Here is a 23,675-nt window from a genome sequence, read left to right as displayed (position 1 = left end):
TCCAGACTTTACTTCCCGATAAAACTTTTTATTAAACTTTCTATTTCTCTTTTTGCTTCACTCAAATCGCTGTTAATCACGATTTGGTCAAATTCTATTGCGTAGGTAAGCTCTTCTTCGGCTTTTTCTACACGGGTTTTGATGGTTTCGGCATCATCGGTGTTTCTTGAAATCAATCTCCGTTCCAATTCAGCAATCGAAGGTGGTTCAATGAAAATGGACAATGCTTTGTCACCAAAATATTTTTTTAATGAAATTCCGCCCTTCACGTCTACATCAAAAATAACAACTTTTCCCTGATTCCAGATCTTTTCGACCTCAGATTTCAGAGTTCCGTAATATTTATCGGTGTACACTTCTTCAAATTCCACAAAAGCTTCTTCAGCAATTTTCTGTCTGAATTCATCCGGCGAAATAAAGTGATAATCAACAGCGTGAATTTCACTTCCTCTCGGCTGTCTCGTCGTGCACGAAATGGAAAACTCCAGTTCCGGAATGGCTTCCAGAGAATGTTTTACCAATGTTGTTTTCCCGCTTCCCGACGGCGCTGAAAATATGATAACTCTATCCATAAATAATGATTGATAATTGATGCATGATGATTGATTAAAAACTTAATTGCTATTTAATCAATGATCATTTATCAACTATCATTTATAATACATTAAGCGTTTGCTCTTTAATTTTTTCCAAATCATCTTTCATCATCACGACCAATTTCTGAATTTCAGCGTGATTGGCTTTTGAACCTAAAGTGTTGATTTCTCTTCCGATTTCCTGCGAAATAAAACCAAGTTTTTTCCCGTTAAAATCTTCGTTTTCCATTACTTCAGAATAGTATTTCAAATGCTGGGAAAGTCTCACTTTTTCTTCCTGGATGTCTAATTTTTCAGTAAAATAAGCCATTTCCTGATAGAATCTTGTTTCGTCAACGTTCTCAAACTCTTTTAAAGTTTTCATGTAACGTTCTTTCACAGCATCAATTCTCACTTGCTCGTAAGGAACAACTTCTGCCAGAGATTTATCAATATTTCTGATGTTTCTTTCCAGTTCTTCGTGAAGAATTTTCCCTTCGGTTTTTCTGAAATCCTGGAATTTATCTACCGCATTGTTTACGATTTTCGCCAAAGCTTCCCATTCACCTTCAGTCAATTCATCCGGTCTTGAAGTGATCGCATCAGGAAGTCTTACTGCCATTTTCAGATACTCAAAATCCGGTCCGTCTGAAGCGATATTCTTAAGTTCATTCATATAAGAATCGATCAGACTTCTGTTGATTTTTACATCATTCGTTTCTTCAAGATTCTCAATATTGATATAGCAATCTACCTTTCCGCGGATGATTCTATCGTTCAGAATTTTTCTTACTTCAAATTCTTTTTCTTTGTAACGCAAAGGAATTTTGATGTTCAAATCAAAGCTCTTGCTGTTCAGTGATTTAATATCGATCGAAATTTTCTTTCCTTCAAAAACACCTTCGGCTCTACCGAAGCCGGTCATTGATAAAATCATAGTTTTTTATTGTCGTACAAAGATAAACATTTAATTTAGCACATTTAAAAATTGATTCGAAATTTGAGGTTTGAAATTTGAGATTCTTGCTGCAAATTATTCATCATACTCAGACATCCATTATCAAACATCCATCATTCCATGAAAACCCTGATTTCAGTTGTAGGCACCACCGGAATTGGCAAAACCAAACTTGCTATTGAGCTTGCTAAGCATTTTAATACAGAAATTATTTCCTGTGATTCCCGACAGTTTTTCAGCGAAATGAAAATCGGAACTGCTGCACCTTCGGAAGATGAACTTTCGCAGGCAAAACATCATTTTATCGGACAGCTTTCTGTAAAAGATTATTATTCTATCGGTCAGTTTGAGCATGATTCTCTGGAATTATTGGATCGGCTTTTTGAAAAATATGACATTGTTGTGATGGTTGGCGGAAGCATGATGTATGAAAAAGCAGTGATTGAAGGATTAAATGATTTGCCTGAATCGAATGATGAAAATCAGGAAAAACTGGAAGCCATCTGGAAAACTGAAGGAATTGAAAAACTTCAGGAAATGCTGAAAGATTTAGATCCTGAATATTACGAAAATGTAGATATTCACAATCAGAGAAGGCTGCTGCGGGCGATTGATGTTATTTGGCAAACCGGAAAAACATATTCTGAAAATATTTCTCATGACAAAAATCCAAGAAATTTCCAAACGATAAGAATCGGTATTGAAGCGCCTCGGGAAACGGTTTACGAAAGAATCAATCTGCGTGTCGATAAAATGATGGAAAGTGGTTTGCTCGATGAGGCAAAAAATCTTGATGATTTAAGAAAATCTCAGGAAGGAAGAAATCTGGCGTCACTGAATACGGTTGGTTATTCGGAGCTTTTTAAATATTTTGACGGAGAATGGGATTTGGATTTTGCGGTTTCTGAAATTAAAAAAAATTCAAGAAGATTTGCAAAACGCCAGTTGACCTGGTATAGAAAGGAAGAGAATATTCATTATATAAAAGTTGGATATTCTGAAAAGGATTTTGATGGGTTGATCGAATACATTGAGTGTGAAATTTGAAGCGTTTTTAAACGCAAAGATTTATTTTTATTTTGAATATTTTTAGGGGGCAAAGAATGGAATCAATAAATTTGATTCTTATGAAGCGTCCGCTTAAGCAACTTGTTGCAATCTTTACTCTCTTAAAATTACATATCTGTTGATTAAAACTTTGCGTTAAAAAATAGCGCGCATTTGTCATTCTGAAAAAATTTCAGCAACGCATTTAACAAAACTCTACAAATAAAGTCTAGATTCCACGCTCCACTGCGTTTCGCTCTGAATGACAAAAGGAATTTTTAAAATTAATAAAACAAAAAATGCGATCCCTTAAGACCGCACTTCAAACAATATAATTAATTTACTACTTCCATCCGCCACCTAAAGCCCGGTACAAATCTACAATGCTACTCAATCTCTGTCTTTTTACAGACGCGAGATTCAGTTCAGCCTGCAGAGAATTTCCCTGAGCGGTAATCACTTCTAAGTAATTTGCCATGCCGCCTTTGTAGAGCATTTCGGCACTTTTGATTCCGTTTTTTAATGTTGTTACCTGTTCGCTGGCTTTTTGTTCCTGAACTTTCAAACTTTCGTTGGAAACCAATGCGTCAGAAACTTCGCCTACTGCATTCAAAACAGACTGACGGAATGCCAGAACGTTTTTCTCTCTCTGAATTTTAGCAACATTTAAATCAGTTTTCAACTGTCTTTTCTGGAAAATTGGCTGAGTCAATCCGCCTAAAACAGAACCGAACAGTGATGCCGGAATTGAAAACCAGTTGTCAATTTTAAAAGAATTTACACCACCGGCAGCCGTGATTTTCAATGAAGGATACATATTTGCCTGAGCAATTCCTACGATTGAATTAGATTCCAATAAAACCAATTCCTGCTGACGGACATCCGGACGGCGACTCACCATCGCTGCAGGAAGTCCAGCTGAAATGTCCTGTGGTAAAGACGTATCAGACATTTCAATGGTTCTGTCAACTTTATTTGGATTTTCACCCACCAAAATACTCAGCGCATTTTCCTGAATCGCAATATTCTGTTCCAGTTGAGTGATCAAAAGTTCTGTCGATTGCTTTTGAGCAGTCGCCTGCTGAACTCCCAATGAAGTTGTATCGCCGCTTTGCCACAATTTTTCCGTTAAAGAAAGCGTGTTAGTGCTTAATTCTAAATTTGATTTTGCAATCTGCAGTTGTTTGTCGAGCATCAACAGATTGTAATAACCCTGAGCAATTGCTGCAACAACTTGTGTCTGAATTGCTTTAGTCGCTTCATAAGTCTGCAGATACTGGATTTTTGAAACTTCCTGCTGGTTTTTTATTTTACCCCAAATATCTGCTTCCCAGGATAAATTGAATGCAGCATTATAATCTTCAACATGACTCTGACCTAAAAATAAATTTAAGCTCTGCCCATTCATACTGTTCTTAGAAGGTTTTGAAATCTGCGCAGAAACTCCGAAACCAATATCAGGATACTGAAGATATTTTGCCTGCTTCAGTCTTTCCTGTGAGGAAGCGACCTGTTTCAAGGCAATCTGTAAATCGTAATTATTTTTAATTCCTTTTTCAATCAAATCCTGTAAAATCGGATCATTGAAAAACTGTTTCCACTGAAGGTTGGCAACACTTGCTGTGTCGGCGGTTGCGGTGTATTTGAATGTTTCGGGAAGTTGCGGTTTAGCTTCCTGATAGGCCAGTTTCGGCACACAGGAAACTGCACCTAATGCAATCCCAAAAGCGATGATTATATTTTTTACTCGTTTCATAAATAGGTTATTTAAAATGATCACAAAACTTTGAGTGGTAAGCAAAACTGTCTTTAGTAGGAGAAAATATTTTGCTTTTACTTTCCCACAGATCGCACAGATTTTCACAGATTTTAGAGTTTTAAGAAAACTTATATGTTCTTTTATTTTCAAACATTTTAACTTAAATAAAAGGTGTGTAAATCTTTTGTGACTTTTGTGGTAAAAAAAAATCTCAAAGTTTTGTTAATCATTTATTATTAATGTGCTGATGCTAAAAGTTCTTCTTCCAGTTTTTGTCTTTGAAGTCTTTTAGTCTTTCTGCTCGGCATTTTTTCATGTAAATACTGGAAGATGACGTACATCACCGGAATAATGAAAATCCCAAAGACAACTCCTGTAAACATTCCGCCAACGGTACTGATTCCAATGGAGTGATTTCCTTTTGCTGCGGCACCTTGCGTCCAAACCAATGGTAACATACCAATAATGAAAGCAAATGAAGTCATTAAGATTGGTCTCAGACGTAATCTTGAAGCCTGAAGTGCCGATTCAATCAATGATTTCCCTACTTTTCTTCTTTGAACGGCAAACTCGACAATCAGAATCGCATTTTTCGCTAACAATCCGACGAGCATGATTAAACCAACTTGTACGTAAATGTTATTATCAATTCCAGCCAATCCTGTGAAAGCAAATACTCCGAAAATCCCTGTTGGAATGGTCAAAATAACCGCAAACGGGAGAATGTAACTTTCATACTGAGCTGCCAATAGGAAATACACAAACAAAATACTTAACATAAATACAAAAGCAGTCTGTCCGCCGGTTTTGATTTCTTCACGGGTAATTCCTGTCCATTCATAACCGTATCCACGAGGAAGTGATTTTTGGGCAACTTCCTCTACCGCTTTGATGGCATCTCCAGTACTGTAACCAGGTTTCGGAGTTCCGTTGATGGTCACGGCGTTGAATAAGTTGTTTCTTGACACCGTTTCCGGTCCGAAAGTTCTTTTTAAAGTAACCAAAGTCTTTACAGGAACCATTTCTCCGGTTTTATTTTTAACATAAATTCCTTCCATTGAATCTGCATCGTTACGGTAAGCAATATCTGCCTGAGCCATTACTCTGTAGTATTTCCCGAATCTGTTGAAATCTGAAACGAAGCTGCTTCCATAATAAATCTGCATCGTCTGCATCAGTTCAGTGACTGAAACTCCGAGCTGATTGGCTTTATCGGTATCCACATCAATCGTGTACTGAGGATTTCCTGCTGCGTACGTTGTAAATGCGAAAGCAATTTCCGGACGTTTCATCAATTCTCCGATAAATGTCTGAGTAGTGGTTCCCAACTGTTCAAAAGAGCCGTTCGTTTTATCCTGAAGCATAAATTCAAACCCTGAAACGTTACCAAAACCCTGTACTGTCGGGAAGTTGAAGAAGAATGCGTTGGCGTCTTTTACCTGAGCTACTTTTCCTGTCAGGGCTGCTGCAATCTGATCTGGATCTTTCACTTCGCCACGGTCTTCAAAGTCTTTAAGCTTAATAAAACCTGCAGCATACGGAGAAGCATTGGAATTACTGATGAAATTCATTCCGTCGGCAACCCAAAGGTGATTTTTGGCTTTCTCACCGTTGATAATTTTATCAATCTGTTCAGTCGCTCTGTGGGTTCTGTCTAATGAACTTCCGGGAGGCGTATTTACGGCATACAGAACAAATCCCTGATCTTCTGTTGGAATAAATCCTGTCGGAGCTTTATTGATTAAGAAAACACTTGCCGCTGTGATCAATGCAAGACCTGTAACGGCAACCCATTTATTTTTAATTAAAAATTTAAGGCTGTAAATATACTTTCTGGTCATGTTGTTAAAGCTTTTGTTAAAAGCATTAAAAAACTTCGCTCCAAAACCTTTTTTCTGACCATGTTCACCGTGTTCTCCCTGAGGATCATTCAATAATAAAGCACATAACGCCGGACTCAATGTCAATGCATTAACCGCTGAAATTAGAATCGCGATCACCAAAGTAAAGGCAAACTGTCTGTAGAAAACTCCCGCCGGACCCTGCATAAAACCAACCGGAATAAACACCGCACACATCACCAGCGTAATCGAAATAATCGCTCCTGAAATTTCGCTCATTGAATTTGTGGTTGCCTGCTCGACCGGCATTCCTGTCTGTTCCATTTTTGAATGGACGGCTTCCACAACGACAATCGCATCATCCACCACAATTCCGATGGCTAAAACCAATGCAAACAATGTCAACATGTTGATACTGAAACCAAACATCTGCAGGAAGAAAAATGTGCCGACAATCGCCACCGGAACTGCAATCGCTGGAATTAATGTAGACCTGAAATCCTGAAGAAAAATATACACCACAATAAAAACGAGAATAAATGCAATGACCAGTGTTTCTACAACCTGATGAATTGACGCATCCAAAAAGTCTTTCGAATTGTACATAATGATAGGCTCAACTCCTTTAGGTAAGGTAGTTTTCATTTCTTCAATCTGCTTTTCAATAGCAGTTAAAATTTCATTTGCATTGGAACCTGCTGTCTGTAAAATGGCAAAACCTGCAACAGGTTTACCGTCCATTCTGTTGGCTGCGGTGTAGGTGTAAGAACCGAATTCTACTCTCGCAACATCTTTTAATCTTAAAAACGAACCGTCACTGTTTGATTTGATGGCGATGTTTTCGTAGTCTGCATTTTTGTTTAATTTACCTTTATACTTTAAGATATATTCGTAAGTTTCCTTGCTTCCCTGTCCAAGACGTCCCGGTGCTGCTTCAAGATTGTGATCTTTTACTGCTGCCAAAACTTCCTGTGGAGAAAGATTGTTGGCTGCCAAACGGTCTGGCTTCAGCCAAAGTCTCATGGAATAATCTCTCGTTCCGAAGACCTGAGCCTGAGCAACTCCCGGAATACGTTGTATTTGAGGAATTACGTTGATTTTCAGATAATTCTGTAAGAAAAGTTCGTCATATTGTTTTGGATCGTCACTTGATAATCCCATAAACATAATCATACTGTTCTGAACTTTCTGCGTGGAAATTCCCGCCTGTACAACCTCCTGCGGAAGCTGACTCATCGCTTTGGAAACACGGTTCTGAACATTCACCGCTGCGTTGTCCGGATCTGAACCCTGTTTGAAAAACACACTTAACGTCATGGATCCGTCGTTACTAGAATTTGAGGTCATGTACGTCATGTTCTCAACACCGTTCACCGCTTCTTCAATAGGAACAGCCACGGAGCGGGCAACAACTTCTGCATTCGCTCCCGGATAAAATGCCGTCACCTGAACGCTCGGCGGTGCAATATCGGGAAACAGCGTAATCGGCAGGTTAAAAACCGACATCGCTCCCAACAGCAATAGTATAATGGAGATAACCGTAGAAAGTACCGGTCTATCTATGAATTTTTTTAACATAAGAAGTTTAATTTTAAGTTGCTATTAGCGATTAGCTTTTGGCCACTGGCTAAAAAAATACTGCTGCAGAAATAATATTATTTAATATTGAATTGAAAGCCAGAAGCAAAAAGCTGTTTTACAATGGTTTTGCTTTAAGTAAACTGTCAGAAGAAATCGCTTTTGGCTGAATCATCACACCATCTTTCAACGCTCCGATTCCTGTGAACACAATTTGGTCACCTGCAACCAGTCCTTCAGAGATAAAGTAATAGCTGTCTGTTTTTCCTGAGATGGTGATTGGTTTTCCGGTTACTTTTTTATCTTTTCCAACGACGTAAACGTAGATTTTATCCTGTATTTCGAAAGTAGCTTCCTGCGGAATAACCAACGTGTTGGCAAATAACTGAGGCATACGGACTCTTCCTGTATTTCCTGTTCTCAATGTTCCGTTCGGATTTGGGAAAACTGCGCGAACGCTGATGGCTCCTGTGGTTTTGTCAAACTGTCCATCCACAATGCTCATTTTTCCTTTTTCAGGATAGGTGCTGTTGTCGGCGATGACCAAATCTACCATCGGCATATTTTTCAGTTTTTCGTTTAAGGTTGCTCCGGCGTACTTTTTCTGGAAACCGATGAAATCCAATTCACTTAACGAGAAGTAAGCGTAGATTTCACTGATGTCTGAAAGCATCGTCAACGGATCAGCATCTGTTCTTGAAATCAGACTTCCTTTTTTGTGAGGAATTCTCCCGATGTAACCGCTGACAGGCGCTGTAACTGTGGTAAATCCAACGTTGATTCTGGCACCGCCAACGGAAGCTTTGGCCTGTGATCCTGCAGCTACGGCCGCTGCGTAATTGGCTTTTGCAGTTCTTAACTGTACATCAGAAACTACTTTTGCAGCAACTAAGGGCTGAAGTCTGTCTACTTCTACTTTCGCTTTTTGAATGTTGGCATTGGCGACCTGTAGATTGGCATTGGCCATATTCATCTGTTCACCGTACGCTCTTGAATCTATTTTAAATAAAGGCTGTCCGGCTCTCACGTAAGCGCCTTCTTCTACGTAAATTTTATCTAAATATCCGTCAACCTGTGATCTGATTTCAACATTGTTTTTTCCTTCCAAGGCGGTCGGGAATTCCTGATAAATTGTGGCTGGAGCTGAGGTTACGGTAAATACCGGCAATGCCGGAGTGGGTGGAGCAGCATTGTTGCCTTCTGCTGCTTTGGTGCAACTCTGTAAAAGAATGATACTTGATATAAGTACAATCAATTTTGCTTTTGCAGTTGTTTTCATTGTAAGTTTTATTTTTTAAATGGAGTGTTAGGTTAGATAATGTTGTTTTGTATTAAGATTGTGTTATATTTTCTAACAGTGTTAATTAACTAGTCAAAAAAAATAACAGAATGTTAGGTGAAGATTATTTTTCGATTTACATGGTAGCAGTATTTAAATTTTATTGAGATTAAAATAATTACATTGTTATTTTTACTAACAGTGTTAATGATAAGGAAATAGTATTGCCAGAATTAAGGTGAAGAAATTATGTTTCATTTTAAAAGGGTATTATTTTAGGTTACTTGAGTTAGAGGCATTTGTTTGTTGTTAATTTTCCTAACAGTGTTAATTTTTAGTACAAAAAAATTTACAAAGATTTAATAAAGGCTGAAACGGTTTCGTCTAGAGTTGTTTTGTTCATTGTGGAAGGAATATCATCATTTCTCATCATCATAATTGAGATCAATCCGTGTACTGCAGAAAACAAAGCATGTGAAGAGTGACAGGCATTATCAGGATTTGAACCTTTCTTCTGAATAATTTCAAAAGTAGAGTCGTACAACATGTCCTGAAACGATGAGAATTCTTCTTTCATCATCCCTTTTCCGCTGCACTGCATTCCCAAGCCAAACATTAACTGATAATATTCTTTATTTTTAAAAGCAAAATTCCAGTACGCGTCAACGATTGCTGTTAACTGATCTTCCGGAGTTTCGTGCTTTTCCTTCGATTTCAATAATTCTGTTTGCAGGCAATGAAAACCATTGATAGAAATTTCATAAAGAATCGCTTCCTTGTTTTCAAAATGGTCATAGACTACCGGCGCACTGTACTCAATAGCATCCGCAATTTTACGGATTGAAAGTGAAGCCCAACCGTCAGTTTTAGCCAAAGTGAATGCAGCCTGCAAAATATTTGCACGGATAGATTCCTTTTCTCTTTGACGACGTTCATGTAATCCCATGATTTTATTTTACTAACAGTGTTAGCAAAACTACAAACATTTATAGGTAAGTTCCAAAACAATTTTCATGTCTAAGTGTAAATGCTTTGGATTACTAGTGAATAAATTGTGCTGAATGCAGTGTAGATAGGAACTTAGCATGTCACATTTATATTATTGTAAAAACAAATGCATTACATAGTCTCACTCAATTGGCTCATTCTTGGTTGAAAAATTGTATAAAGTTTCGACTTCCATCGGTAAGCCAGTCTCCTGAATAACAAAAGAAATCTTTATCTTTGTCATTAAATAAAGAAGATATGAATACTCCCTCAAATATGTTGGCACTAGGAACGAAAGCACCGTTTTTTGAACTTCCGAATCCTTCGAAAAGCAATGAAGTTCAGTCATTAGATGATTTGAAAGGTGAAAAAGGTACACTGATCATTTTTATGTGCAATCATTGTCCGTTTGTGCTTCATGTGATTGATAAACTGACGGAACTTTATGAAGATTATAATGAGGCTGGTATTGAATTTATCGCCATCAGTTCAAATAATGTAGAGAAATATCCTGCAGACTCTTCGGAAAAAATGATTGAATTTCAGATTGAAAGAAAATTTGACTTTCCTTATTTATACGACGAAAGTCAGGCGATTGCTAAAGCTTATGACGCGGCTTGCACACCGGATTTCTTTTTCTTCGATGATAAATTAGATTTAATTTACAGAGGTCAGATGGACGATTCAAGACCTGGAAATCATAAAGAAGTGACTGGAGAAGATTTGATTATCGCTTTCGAAAATCTTTTAATCGGTGAGCCACAGGAAGAAATTCAGAGACCGAGCATGGGTTGTAATATTAAGTGGAAATAAATATTTTCGTTCATAATAAACAAAAACCGCCAGAGAAATCTGGCGGTTTTTTGCTTTAAATTTTTAGAACTCTTACTTAAGAAAAGGATTATACTGTTTCTCAAAACCGATCTTGGTGGGATTTCCATGTCCTGAGAATACCTGCGTTTCTTCATCCAGAATTAAAAGTTTAGTTATAATTCCTTTAATGAGTTGCTCATAGTTTCCTTTGTATAAATCAGTTCTTCCAATGCTTCCTTCAAATAAAACGTCTCCGGAAATCATAAATTTCTGAGTTTCATTATGATACACCACGCTTCCTGGCGAATGTCCCGGAACGTGATAGATTTTAAATTTTTTTCCGTCAAAATCCAATTCGTCGCCCTCACTGATGTATTCTAAATCAACATTTATGTGATCTAGCTCAAATCCAAATCTCATTCCGCTGATCTGGAACATATCCAGGACTTCTTTATCATCCTGGTGCATTGTAACAGGAACTTTATACGTGTCAAATGCCCATTGCAGACCTAAGATGTGATCAATGTGAGCATGTGTTAAAATAATTTTTTCAACTTTCAGTTCATTCTCAGTGATGAAACCTTTAATAGCCTTGGTTTCCTGTTCGTTCATATTTCCCGGATCGATCAGCCAGGCATTTTTATTTTCATTATAAAGTACGTAGGTATTTTCACTTGCGAAGTTGCACACGAAGGCCTGTATTTGAAACATATTCTGAATATTTTTTTATCAAAAATACGATATTCTTCAGAGATTCGTTATCTTCGTCATAATGAAAACGTTGCAGATATTTTTACTCAGTTTAGGTTCTTTGGCTTTCGGGCAGAACATTCAAAGTATTCAGTTGTTTAATCCTCAAACCAATGACGAAACGCCGGTTATCAATATGAATCAGCAATTGGTGCTGAGTTTTGATGATCTCACTAATTCAAGTACGGTTTTTAGATATACCATCAAGCATTACGACAGAAACTGGCAGGATGACAATCTTTTTTTTACAGAGATTGCCACCGGAAGTATGAATGCGCTGCTTGATCAGTTTGAATATTCTTTCAATACCATACAGCCATACACTCATTATAAGCTCAGTTTTCCAAACGACAAAATCAGACCGAAAATATCCGGAAATTTTGAAATTATAGTCTATAAAGATTCTGCAGACAAGCCGCTTTTTACCAAGAGGTTTTCTTTGGTAGAAGATCAGGCTAATTTGGCTCTTAATATTTCAAGAATTGCAGATGCCAGAAATCCTAACGTTAATCAGAGAGTAGAAGTTCAAGCGACTTCAAAAGGCGGTGATCTCTCAGGAAATGTAAATTCTATGACGCTGAATGTGATGCAGAATAACAATCCGAACATGAAAATCACCAATTTGAAACCAAGCTCTACATTGGGCAGTCAGATTTTGTTCCAGCAAATGAGTATTGTGTTTCCGGGGAATAACGAATTTTATTATTTTGATAATAAAAATATGAATATGCCTGCAGATATGGTTTACGAAACAGGTTTGAAAGACGGTGTTAATCATACGTATCTGCATCCGGTGTGGGCATATCCTTTAAATTATCAGTACCAGCCTGATGTCAACGGAGCTTTTTATTACAGAAGAAATGATTTGGGCTTAGAGAGAAATGCAGAACGTGAGGCAGATTACGCCTGGGTTCACTTTTCTTTAGATTCTGAACCTATGGAAAAAGAGCTGTATGTCTTGGGAGGCTTTAATGATTTTAAAGCAAACAAAGAATCTCAGATGCTTTACGATGCAGAAACTAAAAAGTACATCGCTAAAATTTTTCTGAAACAGGGTTTTTACAATTACATTCTGGGAACCAAAGAAGCTAACGGTTCTCTAAATTTAGGGGAAATCAACGGAAATTTCTGGCAGACAGAAAATCTTTATCAGGCATTCCTGTATTACAAACCTTTTGGCAGAAATTACGATGGACTGTTAGGTTATGGCGAATTCAGAACGCCTGTAAAATAATCTGAAATTACTATTGACGAAAATATTTAGATTAAAATTAAAAAACCTTACAAATTTTCCATTTGTAAGGTTGCTGTTTAAGGTGTACAAGACCTTTACAGATAAAATCAAACTATATAATAATGTCAAAAAAAGTCGTCAATTAAATATCTTTTTTCTTAATTCTTAAAAATGGCGGTGATAAAAAGGCTGTCGTTATCTTCAAACAAATAATGAATATCGACCGGAAATTTTTCGGTTTTATAAACCTGAACTTCTTTACTTTTTATATCTAACCTTTCGTAGTTGTTTACAATTGTATTAATGGATTCTTTCAAGTCGTCCAGGAAATACCTGTCCTTATTGTGTTCCTCAGCATTGAAAACCCGCATCAGCATTCGAATGTCATTCTTTGCAATCGATGACAGTAAAACTTTCATTACGCACAGATTTTTTCTAATTCAGAGATGTTCTCAAAAAAATCAAGTTTTGTTGCAGGGTTTTCTGAGTGAAATTGAATTCTGTTAAAAACTTCATCCAGCTGAAATTGTGGAACATTAATTTTAGGAGTCGTATCTAAATTATCTACGATTCTAATGAACGCCTCTGCAAGTTCAGGAGTGAAACTGTCAATTTTTCTTTTTAGAATTTCTATACTTGAGTCCATTATTTCTAATTTTTTAAATTGTCCCTATCTTTTGATAGGGTAAAAGTACAAAAAAATATTAAAAAACCAAACTTACCCCCTTTAAATTTTAAATTAATTTAAAATAAATTAATATTTATTTATTTTACCCTGTGTTTTTGAGGGGGTGTTGATGAAATAGATGCAAAAAGGACATCTGATTGCTCAAATGTCCCTCGATATTTTTTTAAACTTTATTTAAACGAAATAAAATTCATTCAGTTTTTCCTCACAGAGTGTTTTTACAACATCAATCCATCGGTCTTCATCGTTAAGGCATGGGATATAATGGAAATTTTCTCCACCACCATGTTCAAACTGATGTTTTCCTTCTACAGAAATCTCTTCTAAAGTTTCCAGACAGTCGGAAACGAAGGCCGGACAAACAATAGCGAGGTTTTTAATTCCTTTTTTGCCAATGGTTTCTAAAGTTTCATCCGTATAAGGTTCCATCCATTTATCTTTCCCCAATCTTGACTGAAAGGTTACCATTACTTTTTCTTTTGGTAAACCTAATTTTTTAATCACAGAATTGGTGACATCAAAACACTGGTGACGATAACAGAACTGATGACTGGGATTGTTCTCACGCGAACAGCAGTCGTTCAGATTACAGGTATTTGTTGGGTCTGTCTTATAAATATGTCTTTCGGGAACGCCATGATATGAAAACTGTAACGCATCGAAATTTTCAGGAAGTTTTTCTCTGATGCTTTCTGCAAGACAATCGGTGTAAATTTCTCTATTGTAAAAAGGCTGTACGTAATTGATTTTAATTCCCGGAAATTTTTTCTTTCTAACTTCCTCTGCTTTTTCAATCACCGTTTCAGTAGTACTCATCGCGTATTGCGGATAAAGAGGAAATAAAACGATTTCTGTCACTCCTTGATCAACGAGCTTTTGAATTCCGGCTTCAATGCTTGGTTGAGCATATCTCATCCCGATTTCTACCGGAACGTCAACCAATTTCTGAAGTTTTTTCTGAATTTTCTGAGTGATGACAATTAAAGGTGAACCTTCATCTGTCCAGACAGTTTTGTAGGCTTCAGCTGATTTTGCAGGTCTTGTATTCAAAATAATTCCCTGAACCAAAAGTGCACGGAAGAACCATCGGTAATCAATGACTTTCTCGTCCATCAAAAATTCATCAAGATATTCCCGCACATCAGGTACAGAGGTGGATCTTGGTGAACCTAGATTGACTAATAATATTCCTTTCATAAATATAAGTAGTAGGTAATGAAAAATGAGTAATAAGCAGTATACAAAAACATTGCCTATTACTCAGTACTTATTGCGTATGTTTAGCCGTTTACTGCTTCTACGTGTTGTACTAAATCGGGCACGAACTGTTTTAAGATATTTTCAATTCCACCTTTTAAAGTTGCAGTAGAACTCGGGCATCCTGAACAAGCGCCCTGTAAAAGCATCTTTGCAGTTTTATTGGCTTCATCATATTCAATTAATGAAATTTTTCCACCGTCATTTTCCACTGCAGGAGCTACATATTCATTTAAAATATCAGAAATTTTCTGTTCGTTATCTGTATAATCTCTGTTAATAATGTTTTCAACAGGACTTTCGTGCTTCTGAGCAACAATATTCGAAATTTCGCCACCACTTTGAAGGTATTCGGCAATCAAACCACGAACCGCCATCATTACCTGATGCCATTCCACAGAATTATCTCTTGTCACTGCCACGAAATTATCTGAAATAAAGACTTCTTTAGCAAAATCAAAATCTTTAAAAATAGCCTGAGCCAAAGGAACTCCTTCTGAAGCTTCTCTCGATTTTACTTCCACGAAACCATCCATCAGAATTTTGCTCGAAACAAATTTCATTACATTGGGATTGGGTGTCATCTCTGCATAAATCTGAATCATTTCCTTTTTCTTCTGAAGATAGATTCTCGGGTTGGCCAAAAGCTCATCCTCAATTACATTTTTCAGATTTTCGGCAATATGTTCCCATTCTACCGTATCCTGTTTAGCCACGGCAACAAAATTAGCAGTAATGAAAATTCTTTCCACAAAAGGATAGTTAAAAACTTCCTGTGCTAAAGGGATTTCTGATATATCTGAATTTCTGTCCAACTCCAAAGACCCGGGAATCAAGTTGTAATCAGCTACAAATTTCATCACTTTTGGGTTTTCAGTTGGCTCTATAAGAATAGTATGCATTTTTTCTTTAAATTTGAGATACAAAAATACGGATAAGAACTGGGAAGTTAGAATTTGGAACTTAGATTTTTGCTATCACTGTAATTTAAAAAAGCAGGATGACAACGTAAATGATTTTCAAATTGACTCATTTTCAAATTTTCAAATTAAAAATATGGCACTTGTAAAAGAACTTTTAGGAAAAGCACCGCAAATCGGAGATAATACTTTTTTGGCAGAAACCGCCACGATTATTGGCGATGTAGTGATGGGAAAAGACTGCAGTATTTGGTATAATGCGGTGATCAGAGGTGATGTAAATTACATCAAAATGGGAGATAAGGTTAATGTGCAGGATAACGCCATGTTACACTGTACGTACGAAAAATTTCCATTGGAAATCGGAAATAATGTGTCTATCGGTCACAACGCTATCGTTCACGGATGCAGAATCAAAGATAATGTTTTGATTGGAATGGGTTCTATCGTAATGGATGACTGTCTGGTTGAGGAGAATTCCATTGTTGGGGCAGGTTCGGTAGTGACTCAGGGAACGCATATTAAATCCGGCGAAGTGTGGGGCGGAGTTCCGGCAAGAAAGATTAAAGATATTTCTTCGGCATTATTGGAGGGAGAAGTGAATCGTATTGCAGATAATTATGTGAAATATTCTTCTTGGTATAAAGAGTAGATGAAGATTACTCAATAGGAACGGGCTTTAGCCCGTTTTACAATGAGGAAAGAAATCTATTGGCTTTAGCCAAAATCTATTTTTTAATCATGCAAATAGAAAAGCTCTGAACTAAATTTTAGTCAGAGCTTTTATTATATTGAAAAGGGATTGATTACGGATAAATCAAAACTGCTTTTTCTGCCTGGCATTTTACGCCACTGGGTTCTGCCGCCAACATACAGTCTGAGGTAATGCTGTATTTCTTATTAAAGTCAGACATCTTCTGCGTATATTCTTGAATTTTAGGAAGTATAGTTGCTTCATTCTTCTTTGGATAAGCGATGTAAGAGACAGGGCCGCCACAAGCTTTGGTGCCTATGGGAGAGAAAGTCCAGTCTGCCGCATTTGTGCATTTCTCCTTAGCAGCCATAGATTCTATTGACGCTTTCAGTTTATCAAGTTGTGCTTCATCGTATTTTTGTGAGTTCTCATCTACAGGTCTTTCCGAAATATCTTTCGGCATATCTGCAGGGTCGCTATTCTGTGCCGATTTGCATGAAACCATTGTGAGACTGGCAAATAAAACAATTGCAGGAATTTTTACAATCCAATTTTGCATAATAACTTTTTTTAGTGGTCATCAAATTTCGTTCCTTATTTTCCTTTTTCGTAATTTTGCAGCGATGAATAATCATTTTTTTGACTTAATAGAACATACCAACCGCAGTGTTTTTCTTACCGGAAAAGCAGGAACGGGAAAAACAACATTCTTAAACGAATTTGTAAAAAAAACACGAAAAAAACACATCGTTGTAGCACCTACCGGGATTGCTGCAATCAATGCTGGTGGCGTAACCATTCACTCAATGTTTGGTTTGCCTTTACGTACTTTTTTACCAACCACGGACAGAATTGACGGGAGTTTAGGCAATAATATTGCTGACCTTCAACAACATTTTAAATACAGGAAGGACAAACTCAAGCTTCTCCGCGAGGTTGAGGTTCTGATTATTGATGAGGTATCGATGCTGCGTGCCGATGTTTTGGATATGATGGATTTTTCCCTGCGTTTTATACGAAGAAATAATCAGCGTTTTGGAGGTGTTCAGATGTTATTCATCGGAGATTTATATCAGCTTCCACCTGTGGTGCGAGATGAGCATATTTTGAAAATGTTTTATCAGTCGCCTTTCTTTTTCGACAGTCTTGCAATTAAAGATATTCCATTGTTAACGATTGAGCTGACGAAAGTTTACCGTCAGACCGACGAAGAATTTCTAGAAATTTTAAATGCAATCCGTGACGGAGATGTTGCCAATATTGATTTTGAACATTTAAACGAAAGATTCAATCCTGATTTTAATGCGGGTGAAGATTCTTACATTTATCTCTGTTCGCACAACAAGTTGGCCGACGATATCAATCAGCAGAAATTAGCAGAAATTAAAGTGTCTCCCGCTACTTTTGAGGCAAAACTTTTTGGTGAATTTAAAGAAAACCAATATCCAAATGAGCAGTTTTTAGAATTAAAAATTGGTGCTCAGGTTATGTTTATCAGAAATGATATTTCCGGGGAAAAGAAATATTTTAACGGAAAATTAGGTGAAATCTCTGCGCTGGACGAAAAAGAAATAAAAGTTGTTTTAGAAGGCAGTGAGCGAGAAATCACTGTAAAAAGAGAAGTCTGGGAACAGAAAAAATACTCTTTAGACGGGGAAAAAAATATTAAAGAAGAGGTTTTAGGAAGCTTTGAGCAGTTTCCTATCAAATTAGCCTGGGCTGTGACCATTCATAAAAGTCAGGGTTTAACGTTTGACAAAGTGATTATTGATGCCGGAAAAAGTTTTACAGCGGGTCAGGTTTATGTAGCTTTATCACGGTGCCGAACTTTGGAAGGTATTGTTTTAAAATCTAAAATCACGCCTGAAGTGATCTTTAAAGACAACAGAATTCTGCAGTTTCAAGGTGCAACTTTTGCCAATGATAATGTAGAAGAAATTCTGAACAGAGAAAAGTACGATTACAGCATTAGAAAAGTGCTTCGTTCTGTAGATTCTCAATGGCTTTTAAGAGAAGTGGAATTGTGGAATAATCTATCCATCACTACCAAAAGCATCGATCATGCGAAATGTAAGCAGCTTTATCTTCAACTGAAACGAGATGTTGTTAATTTGGGTAAGATTTTCGAAAAATTAGAACGAATTATTTTCCAGAAAGTAAACAATTTCATTAATCAAACTGAGGAATGGAGCGAGATTGAAAGTAAAACCAAAGGTGCTGTCAATTTCTTTTTCAGTGAAGTGAAAGATAAAATTTTCAGTCCGCTGAAAGAATTTTATTCTGAAATCAAAGGCGTAAAAGGTCTGAAAAACTATAACGAAGAATTGAGAAGCTGGCTCGAAGATATTGAAGAATATTTGAATGGTCTGAAAACCGCTCATCTTTTGGAAACGAAACTTTTAGACGAAAAAAACGACAAAGAAGTCAGCATGAAAATTGCGAAAGTTCCGTCTCAGGTTCTGACTTTTCAGTTATTTGAACAGGGGAAGACTATATCAGAGATCGCTCTGGAAAGAGGTTTGGTCAAAGAAACGGTGTTGGGCCATTTGGCGCGGTTTGCCGAACAGGGCTTGCTTGATTTGTCGAGAGTCATTACTTCAGATAAAATCAAAACGTTCGAAAAAGCTTTTAAAACTGATCCGAAAGAAACTTTAAACGAATGGAAAACTGCGTTGCCTAATGATTTTGATTTTAATGAAATCAGGATTTTGATTAATCATTATACTTTTTTAAAGGATAAAGGGAAGTAGTTTAGTAAATACGATCAATAACGTGTAAGATAATAGTGTCATCTACTTTGAATTTTCTGTCAGAATCAGACTTTTCAATGGTAAATTTTTCTGCTTTATGAGAACTTTTATTAAAAATGTATGCTTGATTTGTTTCTAATAAAAAAGCTGTGTGATAATTCAAGTGATTAAATTGTTTCAAACTATCAGCTATCTTGTATATATCCCAAGGGTTATTGTTCTCTTTTTTGACAATAATATTGTAAAAATTTTTATCATTCTGAATAAATGAAATATCATGTTGTTGGCTTTTCAACCATTTTTGGAAAACTCTTTTAATATTTTCTTTCTTAGTAAAAACAATATATTTATCTGTCTCTAATAAAATTGCATTGTTCTCAGCATAATCATTACAGCTTTTTAAAGAAATAATTGACAAGAAAAATATAATAATTATATATAGATTTTTCATATTTTAATATTACTTAATTTTCTTTTGTTATTATCCAAATATGTTGCAATTCGGCTTTTATTAATGAATTTAACTTCAACTTCTGTATTTTCAGTTTTGTTAAATCTACTTTTATCTGTTTTTACAAATTTAATTATTTCGAAATTTCTCTCATCAAGAATAAATTGTTTAACTAGACTGTGAAAATTTCACAAAACTAATCCAAGCTAATCCACTATGCCCATCTGATTTATTTTCGAGATATATTATTTTTATTGTACCGTTTAAATTTAGTAAAATATTAATATATTATGTTTGAATGCTAGTTAGAAATATAATCTCTTCCAATAGTTTTTTCTACACTGTAACCATTATTCCTATCAATTACAAAAAGTAACTAATGAGATTCAATAGTCTTAAATTTGTGTTTCAAATTATATAGTCAATGAAAAACTTCGAAATATCTGTTTTAGATCTTGCTCCCGTAAAGCAGGGAAAAAGCATCAACGATACTTTTCAGGACAGTCTGTCTTTGGCAAACTTTGCTGAAAATTTAAATTATAAAAGATTCTGGCTGGCCGAACATCATAATATGGAAAGCATTGCCAGTTCTGCAACTTCGGTTCTGATAGGGTTTATTGCCAACGGAACAAAAAAAATAAGAGTCGGTTCGGGAGGAATTATGCTTCCTAATCACAGTTCATTAGTTATCGCCGAACAATTTGGAACTTTAGAATCACTTTTTCCCGGAAGGATTGATTTAGGTTTAGGAAGAGCTCCTGGAACTGATGGTTTGACAGCTCAGGCTTTGGGAAGAAATCCCGCTATTATTAATGAACAGTTTCCGAGACAGATTTTAGAACTGCAGCGATATTTTTCTGAAGAAAATTCTAATGCTTTAGTTCGAGCCATTCCCGGTGAAGGTTTAAATATTCCGATGTATATCTTGGGTTCCAGCACAGATAGTGCCTGGTTGGCCGCAGAATTAGGATTGCCGTATGCTTTTGCAGGACATTTCGCTCCAGAGCAAATGGAAATGGCTTTTAAAATTTACAGAGAACATTTTGAGCCTTCACAATATTTAGACAATCCCTACATCATCGCCTGTGTAAATGGGGTAGCTGCAGAAACCTCTGAAGAAGCGCATTTTCTTTCTACGACATTGTTTCAGGCATTTATCAATATCATTCGAAATGACAGAAAGCCTTTTCCGGCACCAGTAGAAGATATGGATGCTATTTGGTCGGCGATGGAAAAATCTATGGTGTTACAGAAATTAAAATTCAGTTTTATCGGTAGTCAGGATGAAATTGCTGAACAGCTTAAGAACTTTCAGGAAAGATATCAGGTGGATGAATTAATGATTAATTCTCACATATATGACCATCAAAAAAGATTGCAATCGTACGAAATCATTAGAAAAGCAAAAGATTCTTTGGCTAAATAACACATTAGTCACAAAGATTTTTTTTTAAAGTTTGAAAATATTTTAGAACAAATTAGAAAAAATCAAAGATTTTTAAAGTGAGCTTTGAAAAATTTTAAAATTATAGACTTCTTTATACAGGTTTATATTGAATTTTATAAACATGCAATGAAGATCTTTGATTTTCAAATCTAATGTGTTTTTAAGACATGCTCAATTTGGATCACTAAAGCTAATTTGGCTCCTATGCTTGCAAATGTATTATATTTAATTGAAGCAAGGGAATGAGAGAAGATTATGTCACACATAGTTTTAAGACATATTCGACATGAGAAATATCCTCATATCTTTATTGTATCATGTGTCAAAGCTTAATAGTAAGTTAAAGCGTTTATAAACCGAAGTTATTAATTGTTGATGCTTATTATTATGAGTATCTTTGCGAAAATTAAAGTAAAAATGTCTGATTTTAAATTAAATACTATTCCTGAGGCTATTGAAGACCTTAAAAATGGTAAAATAATCATAGTAGTAGACGACGAAGACAGAGAAAATGAAGGAGATTTTCTTTGTGCTGCCGAATTGACGACGCCAGAACTCATCAATTTTATGGCGTACCATGGAAGAGGCTTGATTTGTATGCCGCTTCCTGAAAAAAGATGCGACGAGCTTGGCCTGGATATTATGGTGAGCAGAAGCAGTGATCCTAAAGAAACTGCATTCACAGTATCTGTAGACCTTTTGGGTGACGGTACTTCTACCGGAATTTCTGCCGGTGACAGAGCGAAAACAATTTTAGCTTTGATGGATGAGAAGTCCAAACCAACTGATTTTATGCGTCCGGGTCATATTTTCCCATTGCGTGCTAAAAAAGGTGGAGTTTTAAAAAGAGCAGGACATACTGAAGCCGCAATCGATTTGACATGTTTAGCTGGTTTAAAAGAGGGTGGTGTGATCTGTGAAATTATGAATGAAGACGGAAGTATGTCGCGTTTGCCGGAGCTGTACGCTTTTGCACAGAAACATGATATGAAGATTGTTTCAATCGAAGATTTAATTCATTATCAGCTTAAAAAAGGAAACTTAATTGAGAGAATCGAAGAAAGAGAAGTGAAAACTGCTTATGGTGATTTTGATTTCTTGGCTTTCAGAGAAACTTCCAATGATCAAATTCATTTTGCTTTAACAAAAGGATCTTGGACCGTTGATGAACCAGTTTTGGTTAGAGTACAGTCTTCAGATTCTTATTTTGATGTTTTAACAAGATTGAACAATGGTGAAAAACCTCAGTTGGAAAAAGTAACAGGTATGATCAATGAAGCTGGAAAAGGAGCAATTATTTTCATTAATAATGTATCCAATTCAGAGAATACATTGAGAAAATTGCAACAGTTCTTAAATTATCAGGACGGTCAGCAAAAACATCCGACTGCATCTTTCAATTACAGAGATTATGGTATCGGAACACAGATTTTAAAGAATTTAGGAATTAATAAATTTAAAGTAATTACTCAAAATCCTGATGTAAAGCCGCAAGTAGGTGGTTATGATGTTGAGGTGACGGAGATGGTTCAGCTTTAAAAGTGAATTGTCTATCGTGAATTTTGCTTCGCAAGTGAATTTTTCTAAATGATTAAATTGACAGCGTAGCTAATTCACATTTTACAATTGACTTCGAAGAAATAAAAATGGCTTGAGAAATCAAGCCATTTTTATTTCTTCGAAGTTTCTAAATCCGTTAAGGAAATCTTTTACGTTCATTCTTTTCTTTCCTTCCAATTGCAGTTCCAGAGGAAAATAAACTCCGTCTTTTGTATAAATTTTGAATTCATTTTTAGAAATATCTAAAGTTCCCGCAGTTTTTCCTGTCAGAGCAATTTCAAATTTACCACCATAAATTTTCAGTCCTTTTTCTTCGTCGCCGATTTTTAAAGTCGTGAAAGATGCCGGATATGGTGACATTCCCAAAATAAACTGATGAACTTCCTTCGAACTTTTTGTAAAGTCTATTCTCGTGTCTTCTTTAAATATTTTAAAAGCATTTTTTGGATGCTCCACCTGAGGTTGAGGTTTTTCTGTAATTGAATTTTCAGAAAGGCCATCTAAGGTTTTTACAATGAGTTTCGCGCCCATTTCCATCAATCGGTCATGAAGACTTCCTGCATTTTCGTCTGGCAAAATTTCAATTTCTTCCTGTAGAAGAATATTTCCTTCGTCAATTTTTTCATTGATGAAAAAGGTAGTGGCTCCGGTTTTTTCTTCACCGTTAATCACTGCATAATTAATCGGTGCCGCACCTCGATAGTCAGGAAGTAAAGAAGCGTGAAGGTTGAAAGTTCCCAGTTCAGGCATTTCGAATAAAATTTTAGGCATCATTCTGAAAGCGACCACAACGAAGACATCTGCATTTAAACTTTTTATTTCTTCTAAAAATTCAGGATTTCTCAATTTTTCAGGCTGTAAGACGTGCAGACTATTTTCAACGGCATACACTTTTACAGCAGATTGACTGATTTTTTGTCCACGCCCACTTGCTTTATCAGCGACGGTTACAACGCCCACTACTTCATGATTTGACTGATGGATGGCTTCTAAAGCTGTCTTTGCAAACTCAGGCGTACCGAAAAAAACGACTTTCAATGATTTCATGGTACAAAGATAAAGGTCTTTGATTTATTTAAAAAATTAA

The 23,675-nt window shown here is 36.2% G+C and carries 21 protein-coding genes; 7 read left to right on the top strand and 14 right to left on the bottom strand.

What is annotated here, in order from left to right; all coding sequences use genetic code 11:
• Window positions 1–8: 8 nt before the first annotated feature.
• Together gmk and OMO38_RS08315 are read right to left on the bottom strand one after the other, a co-directional pair.
• Window positions 9–572 carry a guanylate kinase gene (gene gmk, locus OMO38_RS08320; protein ID WP_264749739.1) on the bottom strand — a complete coding sequence of 188 codons (564 nt, stop codon included), beginning with the start codon at window positions 570–572 and terminating at the stop codon, window positions 9–11.
• A gap of 82 nt (window positions 573–654) precedes the next feature.
• Window positions 655–1,512 carry a YicC family protein gene (locus tag OMO38_RS08315; RefSeq protein WP_263003553.1) on the bottom strand — a complete coding sequence of 286 codons (858 nt, stop codon included), beginning with the start codon at window positions 1,510–1,512 and terminating at the stop codon, window positions 655–657.
• Between the two features lie 141 nt (window positions 1,513–1,653).
• Here OMO38_RS08315 and miaA point away from each other — a divergent pair, with 141 nt between their 5' ends.
• A complete protein-coding gene (gene miaA, locus OMO38_RS08310) occupies window positions 1,654–2,580 on the top strand; it encodes a tRNA (adenosine(37)-N6)-dimethylallyltransferase MiaA (RefSeq protein WP_264749738.1) in 927 nt (308 codons plus the stop codon).
• A 343-nt stretch (window positions 2,581–2,923) separates the two neighbouring features.
• Here miaA and OMO38_RS08305 read toward each other — a convergent pair whose 3' ends face one another.
• From OMO38_RS08305 to OMO38_RS08290, 4 genes are all read right to left on the bottom strand, one after another.
• Window positions 2,924–4,336, bottom strand: a complete 1,413-nt coding sequence (locus OMO38_RS08305) for an efflux transporter outer membrane subunit (protein WP_264749737.1) — start codon at window positions 4,334–4,336, stop codon at window positions 2,924–2,926.
• Window positions 4,337–4,575: 239 nt separating this feature from the next.
• Window positions 4,576–7,758 (bottom strand): efflux RND transporter permease subunit, encoded by a 3,183-nt coding sequence (locus tag OMO38_RS08300; protein WP_264749736.1) that lies wholly within the window; start codon window positions 7,756–7,758, stop codon window positions 4,576–4,578.
• A 118-nt stretch (window positions 7,759–7,876) separates the two neighbouring features.
• On the bottom strand, window positions 7,877–9,037 hold the full coding sequence (locus OMO38_RS08295) for an efflux RND transporter periplasmic adaptor subunit (RefSeq protein WP_264749735.1): 1,161 nt from the start codon (window positions 9,035–9,037) through the stop codon (window positions 7,877–7,879).
• 349 nt (window positions 9,038–9,386) lie between these two features.
• Window positions 9,387–9,983, bottom strand: coding sequence for a TetR/AcrR family transcriptional regulator (locus OMO38_RS08290; protein WP_264749734.1), 597 nt, complete (start codon window positions 9,981–9,983; stop codon window positions 9,387–9,389).
• 299 nt (window positions 9,984–10,282) lie between these two features.
• Between OMO38_RS08290 and OMO38_RS08285 the strand changes: the two genes are divergently transcribed.
• On the top strand, window positions 10,283–10,837 hold the full coding sequence (locus OMO38_RS08285; protein WP_264749733.1) for a thioredoxin family protein: 555 nt from the start codon (window positions 10,283–10,285) through the stop codon (window positions 10,835–10,837).
• A gap of 72 nt (window positions 10,838–10,909) precedes the next feature.
• Here OMO38_RS08285 and OMO38_RS08280 read toward each other — a convergent pair whose 3' ends face one another.
• On the bottom strand, window positions 10,910–11,548 hold the full coding sequence (locus OMO38_RS08280; RefSeq protein ID WP_264749732.1) for an MBL fold metallo-hydrolase: 639 nt from the start codon (window positions 11,546–11,548) through the stop codon (window positions 10,910–10,912).
• 61 nt (window positions 11,549–11,609) lie between these two features.
• On the opposite strand from OMO38_RS08280, the gene OMO38_RS08275 reads away from it, so the two are divergent.
• Window positions 11,610–12,821 (top strand): type IX secretion system plug protein, encoded by a 1,212-nt coding sequence (locus OMO38_RS08275; RefSeq protein WP_264749731.1) that lies wholly within the window; start codon window positions 11,610–11,612, stop codon window positions 12,819–12,821.
• Between the two features lie 158 nt (window positions 12,822–12,979).
• Here the strand turns inward: OMO38_RS08275 and OMO38_RS08270 are convergent, their stop codons facing one another.
• The 4 genes from OMO38_RS08270 to OMO38_RS08255 all read right to left on the bottom strand — a co-directional run bounded on the left by OMO38_RS08270 (window position 12,980) and on the right by OMO38_RS08255 (window position 15,668).
• The gene (locus OMO38_RS08270) at window positions 12,980–13,240 is read right to left on the bottom strand and encodes a hypothetical protein (protein WP_264749730.1); all 261 of its coding nucleotides are present in this window, start codon (window positions 13,238–13,240) and stop codon (window positions 12,980–12,982) included.
• The gene (locus OMO38_RS08265; RefSeq protein ID WP_264749729.1) at window positions 13,240–13,467 is read right to left on the bottom strand and encodes a hypothetical protein; all 228 of its coding nucleotides are present in this window, start codon (window positions 13,465–13,467) and stop codon (window positions 13,240–13,242) included. Before OMO38_RS08265 ends, OMO38_RS08270 begins: the two co-directional genes overlap by 1 nt.
• A 216-nt stretch (window positions 13,468–13,683) precedes the next feature.
• Window positions 13,684–14,706, bottom strand: a complete 1,023-nt coding sequence (gene hemH, locus OMO38_RS08260) for a ferrochelatase (RefSeq protein ID WP_406567304.1) — start codon at window positions 14,704–14,706, stop codon at window positions 13,684–13,686.
• A gap of 83 nt (window positions 14,707–14,789) precedes the next feature.
• On the bottom strand, window positions 14,790–15,668 hold the full coding sequence (locus OMO38_RS08255) for a NifU family protein (RefSeq protein ID WP_263003529.1): 879 nt from the start codon (window positions 15,666–15,668) through the stop codon (window positions 14,790–14,792).
• Window positions 15,669–15,822: 154 nt separating this feature from the next.
• Here OMO38_RS08255 and OMO38_RS08250 point away from each other — a divergent pair, with 154 nt between their 5' ends.
• Window positions 15,823–16,338, top strand: coding sequence for a gamma carbonic anhydrase family protein (locus OMO38_RS08250; protein WP_263003528.1), 516 nt, complete (start codon window positions 15,823–15,825; stop codon window positions 16,336–16,338).
• A 154-nt stretch (window positions 16,339–16,492) separates the two neighbouring features.
• Here the strand turns inward: OMO38_RS08250 and OMO38_RS08245 are convergent, their stop codons facing one another.
• Entirely contained in the window at window positions 16,493–16,939 is a 447-nt protein-coding gene (locus OMO38_RS08245; RefSeq protein ID WP_264749728.1) for a hypothetical protein, read from the bottom strand.
• A gap of 64 nt (window positions 16,940–17,003) precedes the next feature.
• Here OMO38_RS08245 and OMO38_RS08240 point away from each other — a divergent pair, with 64 nt between their 5' ends.
• Window positions 17,004–19,130, top strand: coding sequence for a helix-turn-helix domain-containing protein (locus OMO38_RS08240; protein WP_264749727.1), 2,127 nt, complete (start codon window positions 17,004–17,006; stop codon window positions 19,128–19,130).
• Between the two features lies 1 nt (window position 19,131).
• On the opposite strand, the gene OMO38_RS08235 is transcribed toward OMO38_RS08240, so the two are convergent.
• Complete coding sequence (locus OMO38_RS08235) at window positions 19,132–19,581, bottom strand: hypothetical protein (RefSeq protein WP_264749726.1); 450 nt, start codon at window positions 19,579–19,581, stop codon at window positions 19,132–19,134.
• 424 nt (window positions 19,582–20,005) lie between these two features.
• Between OMO38_RS08235 and OMO38_RS08230 the strand changes: the two genes are divergently transcribed.
• Together OMO38_RS08230 and ribB are read left to right on the top strand one after the other, a co-directional pair.
• Entirely contained in the window at window positions 20,006–21,007 is a 1,002-nt protein-coding gene (locus tag OMO38_RS08230; RefSeq protein WP_264749725.1) for an LLM class flavin-dependent oxidoreductase, read from the top strand.
• 438 nt (window positions 21,008–21,445) lie between these two features.
• Complete coding sequence (gene ribB, locus OMO38_RS08225) at window positions 21,446–22,567, top strand: 3,4-dihydroxy-2-butanone-4-phosphate synthase (protein ID WP_264749724.1); 1,122 nt, start codon at window positions 21,446–21,448, stop codon at window positions 22,565–22,567.
• 120 nt (window positions 22,568–22,687) lie between these two features.
• Here the strand turns inward: ribB and fmt are convergent, their stop codons facing one another.
• A complete protein-coding gene (fmt, locus tag OMO38_RS08220; protein ID WP_264749723.1) occupies window positions 22,688–23,635 on the bottom strand; it encodes a methionyl-tRNA formyltransferase in 948 nt (315 codons plus the stop codon).
• Window positions 23,636–23,675: the final 40 nt, after the last annotated feature.

This window comes from Chryseobacterium kimseyorum, assembly GCF_025971945.1.
Taxonomy (GTDB): domain Bacteria; phylum Bacteroidota; class Bacteroidia; order Flavobacteriales; family Weeksellaceae; genus Chryseobacterium; species Chryseobacterium kimseyorum.
This window is presented reverse-complemented; position numbering and strand designations above follow the sequence as displayed.

What these genes read in the sequence shown, in the direction of transcription:
- gmk (WP_264749739.1), bottom strand. Translation starts at nt 572, where the DNA reads ATGGATAGAGTTATCATATTTTCAGCGCCGTCGGGAAGCGGGAAAACA.
- OMO38_RS08315 (WP_263003553.1), bottom strand. Translation starts at nt 1,512, where the DNA reads ATGATTTTATCAATGACCGGCTTCGGTAGAGCCGAAGGTGTTTTTGAA.
- miaA (WP_264749738.1), top strand. Translation starts at nt 1,654, where the DNA reads ATGAAAACCCTGATTTCAGTTGTAGGCACCACCGGAATTGGCAAAACC.
- OMO38_RS08305 (WP_264749737.1), bottom strand. Translation starts at nt 4,336, where the DNA reads ATGAAACGAGTAAAAAATATAATCATCGCTTTTGGGATTGCATTAGGT.
- OMO38_RS08300 (WP_264749736.1), bottom strand. Translation starts at nt 7,758, where the DNA reads ATGTTAAAAAAATTCATAGATAGACCGGTACTTTCTACGGTTATCTCC.
- OMO38_RS08295 (WP_264749735.1), bottom strand. Translation starts at nt 9,037, where the DNA reads ATGAAAACAACTGCAAAAGCAAAATTGATTGTACTTATATCAAGTATC.
- OMO38_RS08290 (WP_264749734.1), bottom strand. Translation starts at nt 9,983, where the DNA reads ATGGGATTACATGAACGTCGTCAAAGAGAAAAGGAATCTATCCGTGCA.
- OMO38_RS08285 (WP_264749733.1), top strand. Translation starts at nt 10,283, where the DNA reads ATGAATACTCCCTCAAATATGTTGGCACTAGGAACGAAAGCACCGTTT.
- OMO38_RS08280 (WP_264749732.1), bottom strand. Translation starts at nt 11,548, where the DNA reads ATGTTTCAAATACAGGCCTTCGTGTGCAACTTCGCAAGTGAAAATACC.
- OMO38_RS08275 (WP_264749731.1), top strand. Translation starts at nt 11,610, where the DNA reads ATGAAAACGTTGCAGATATTTTTACTCAGTTTAGGTTCTTTGGCTTTC.
- OMO38_RS08270 (WP_264749730.1), bottom strand. Translation starts at nt 13,240, where the DNA reads ATGAAAGTTTTACTGTCATCGATTGCAAAGAATGACATTCGAATGCTG.
- OMO38_RS08265 (WP_264749729.1), bottom strand. Translation starts at nt 13,467, where the DNA reads ATGGACTCAAGTATAGAAATTCTAAAAAGAAAAATTGACAGTTTCACT.
- hemH (WP_406567304.1), bottom strand. Translation starts at nt 14,706, where the DNA reads ATGAAAGGAATATTATTAGTCAATCTAGGTTCACCAAGATCCACCTCT.
- OMO38_RS08255 (WP_263003529.1), bottom strand. Translation starts at nt 15,668, where the DNA reads ATGCATACTATTCTTATAGAGCCAACTGAAAACCCAAAAGTGATGAAA.
- OMO38_RS08250 (WP_263003528.1), top strand. Translation starts at nt 15,823, where the DNA reads ATGGCACTTGTAAAAGAACTTTTAGGAAAAGCACCGCAAATCGGAGAT.
- OMO38_RS08245 (WP_264749728.1), bottom strand. Translation starts at nt 16,939, where the DNA reads ATGCAAAATTGGATTGTAAAAATTCCTGCAATTGTTTTATTTGCCAGT.
- OMO38_RS08240 (WP_264749727.1), top strand. Translation starts at nt 17,004, where the DNA reads ATGAATAATCATTTTTTTGACTTAATAGAACATACCAACCGCAGTGTT.
- OMO38_RS08235 (WP_264749726.1), bottom strand. Translation starts at nt 19,581, where the DNA reads ATGAAAAATCTATATATAATTATTATATTTTTCTTGTCAATTATTTCT.
- OMO38_RS08230 (WP_264749725.1), top strand. Translation starts at nt 20,006, where the DNA reads ATGAAAAACTTCGAAATATCTGTTTTAGATCTTGCTCCCGTAAAGCAG.
- ribB (WP_264749724.1), top strand. Translation starts at nt 21,446, where the DNA reads ATGTCTGATTTTAAATTAAATACTATTCCTGAGGCTATTGAAGACCTT.
- fmt (WP_264749723.1), bottom strand. Translation starts at nt 23,635, where the DNA reads ATGAAATCATTGAAAGTCGTTTTTTTCGGTACGCCTGAGTTTGCAAAG.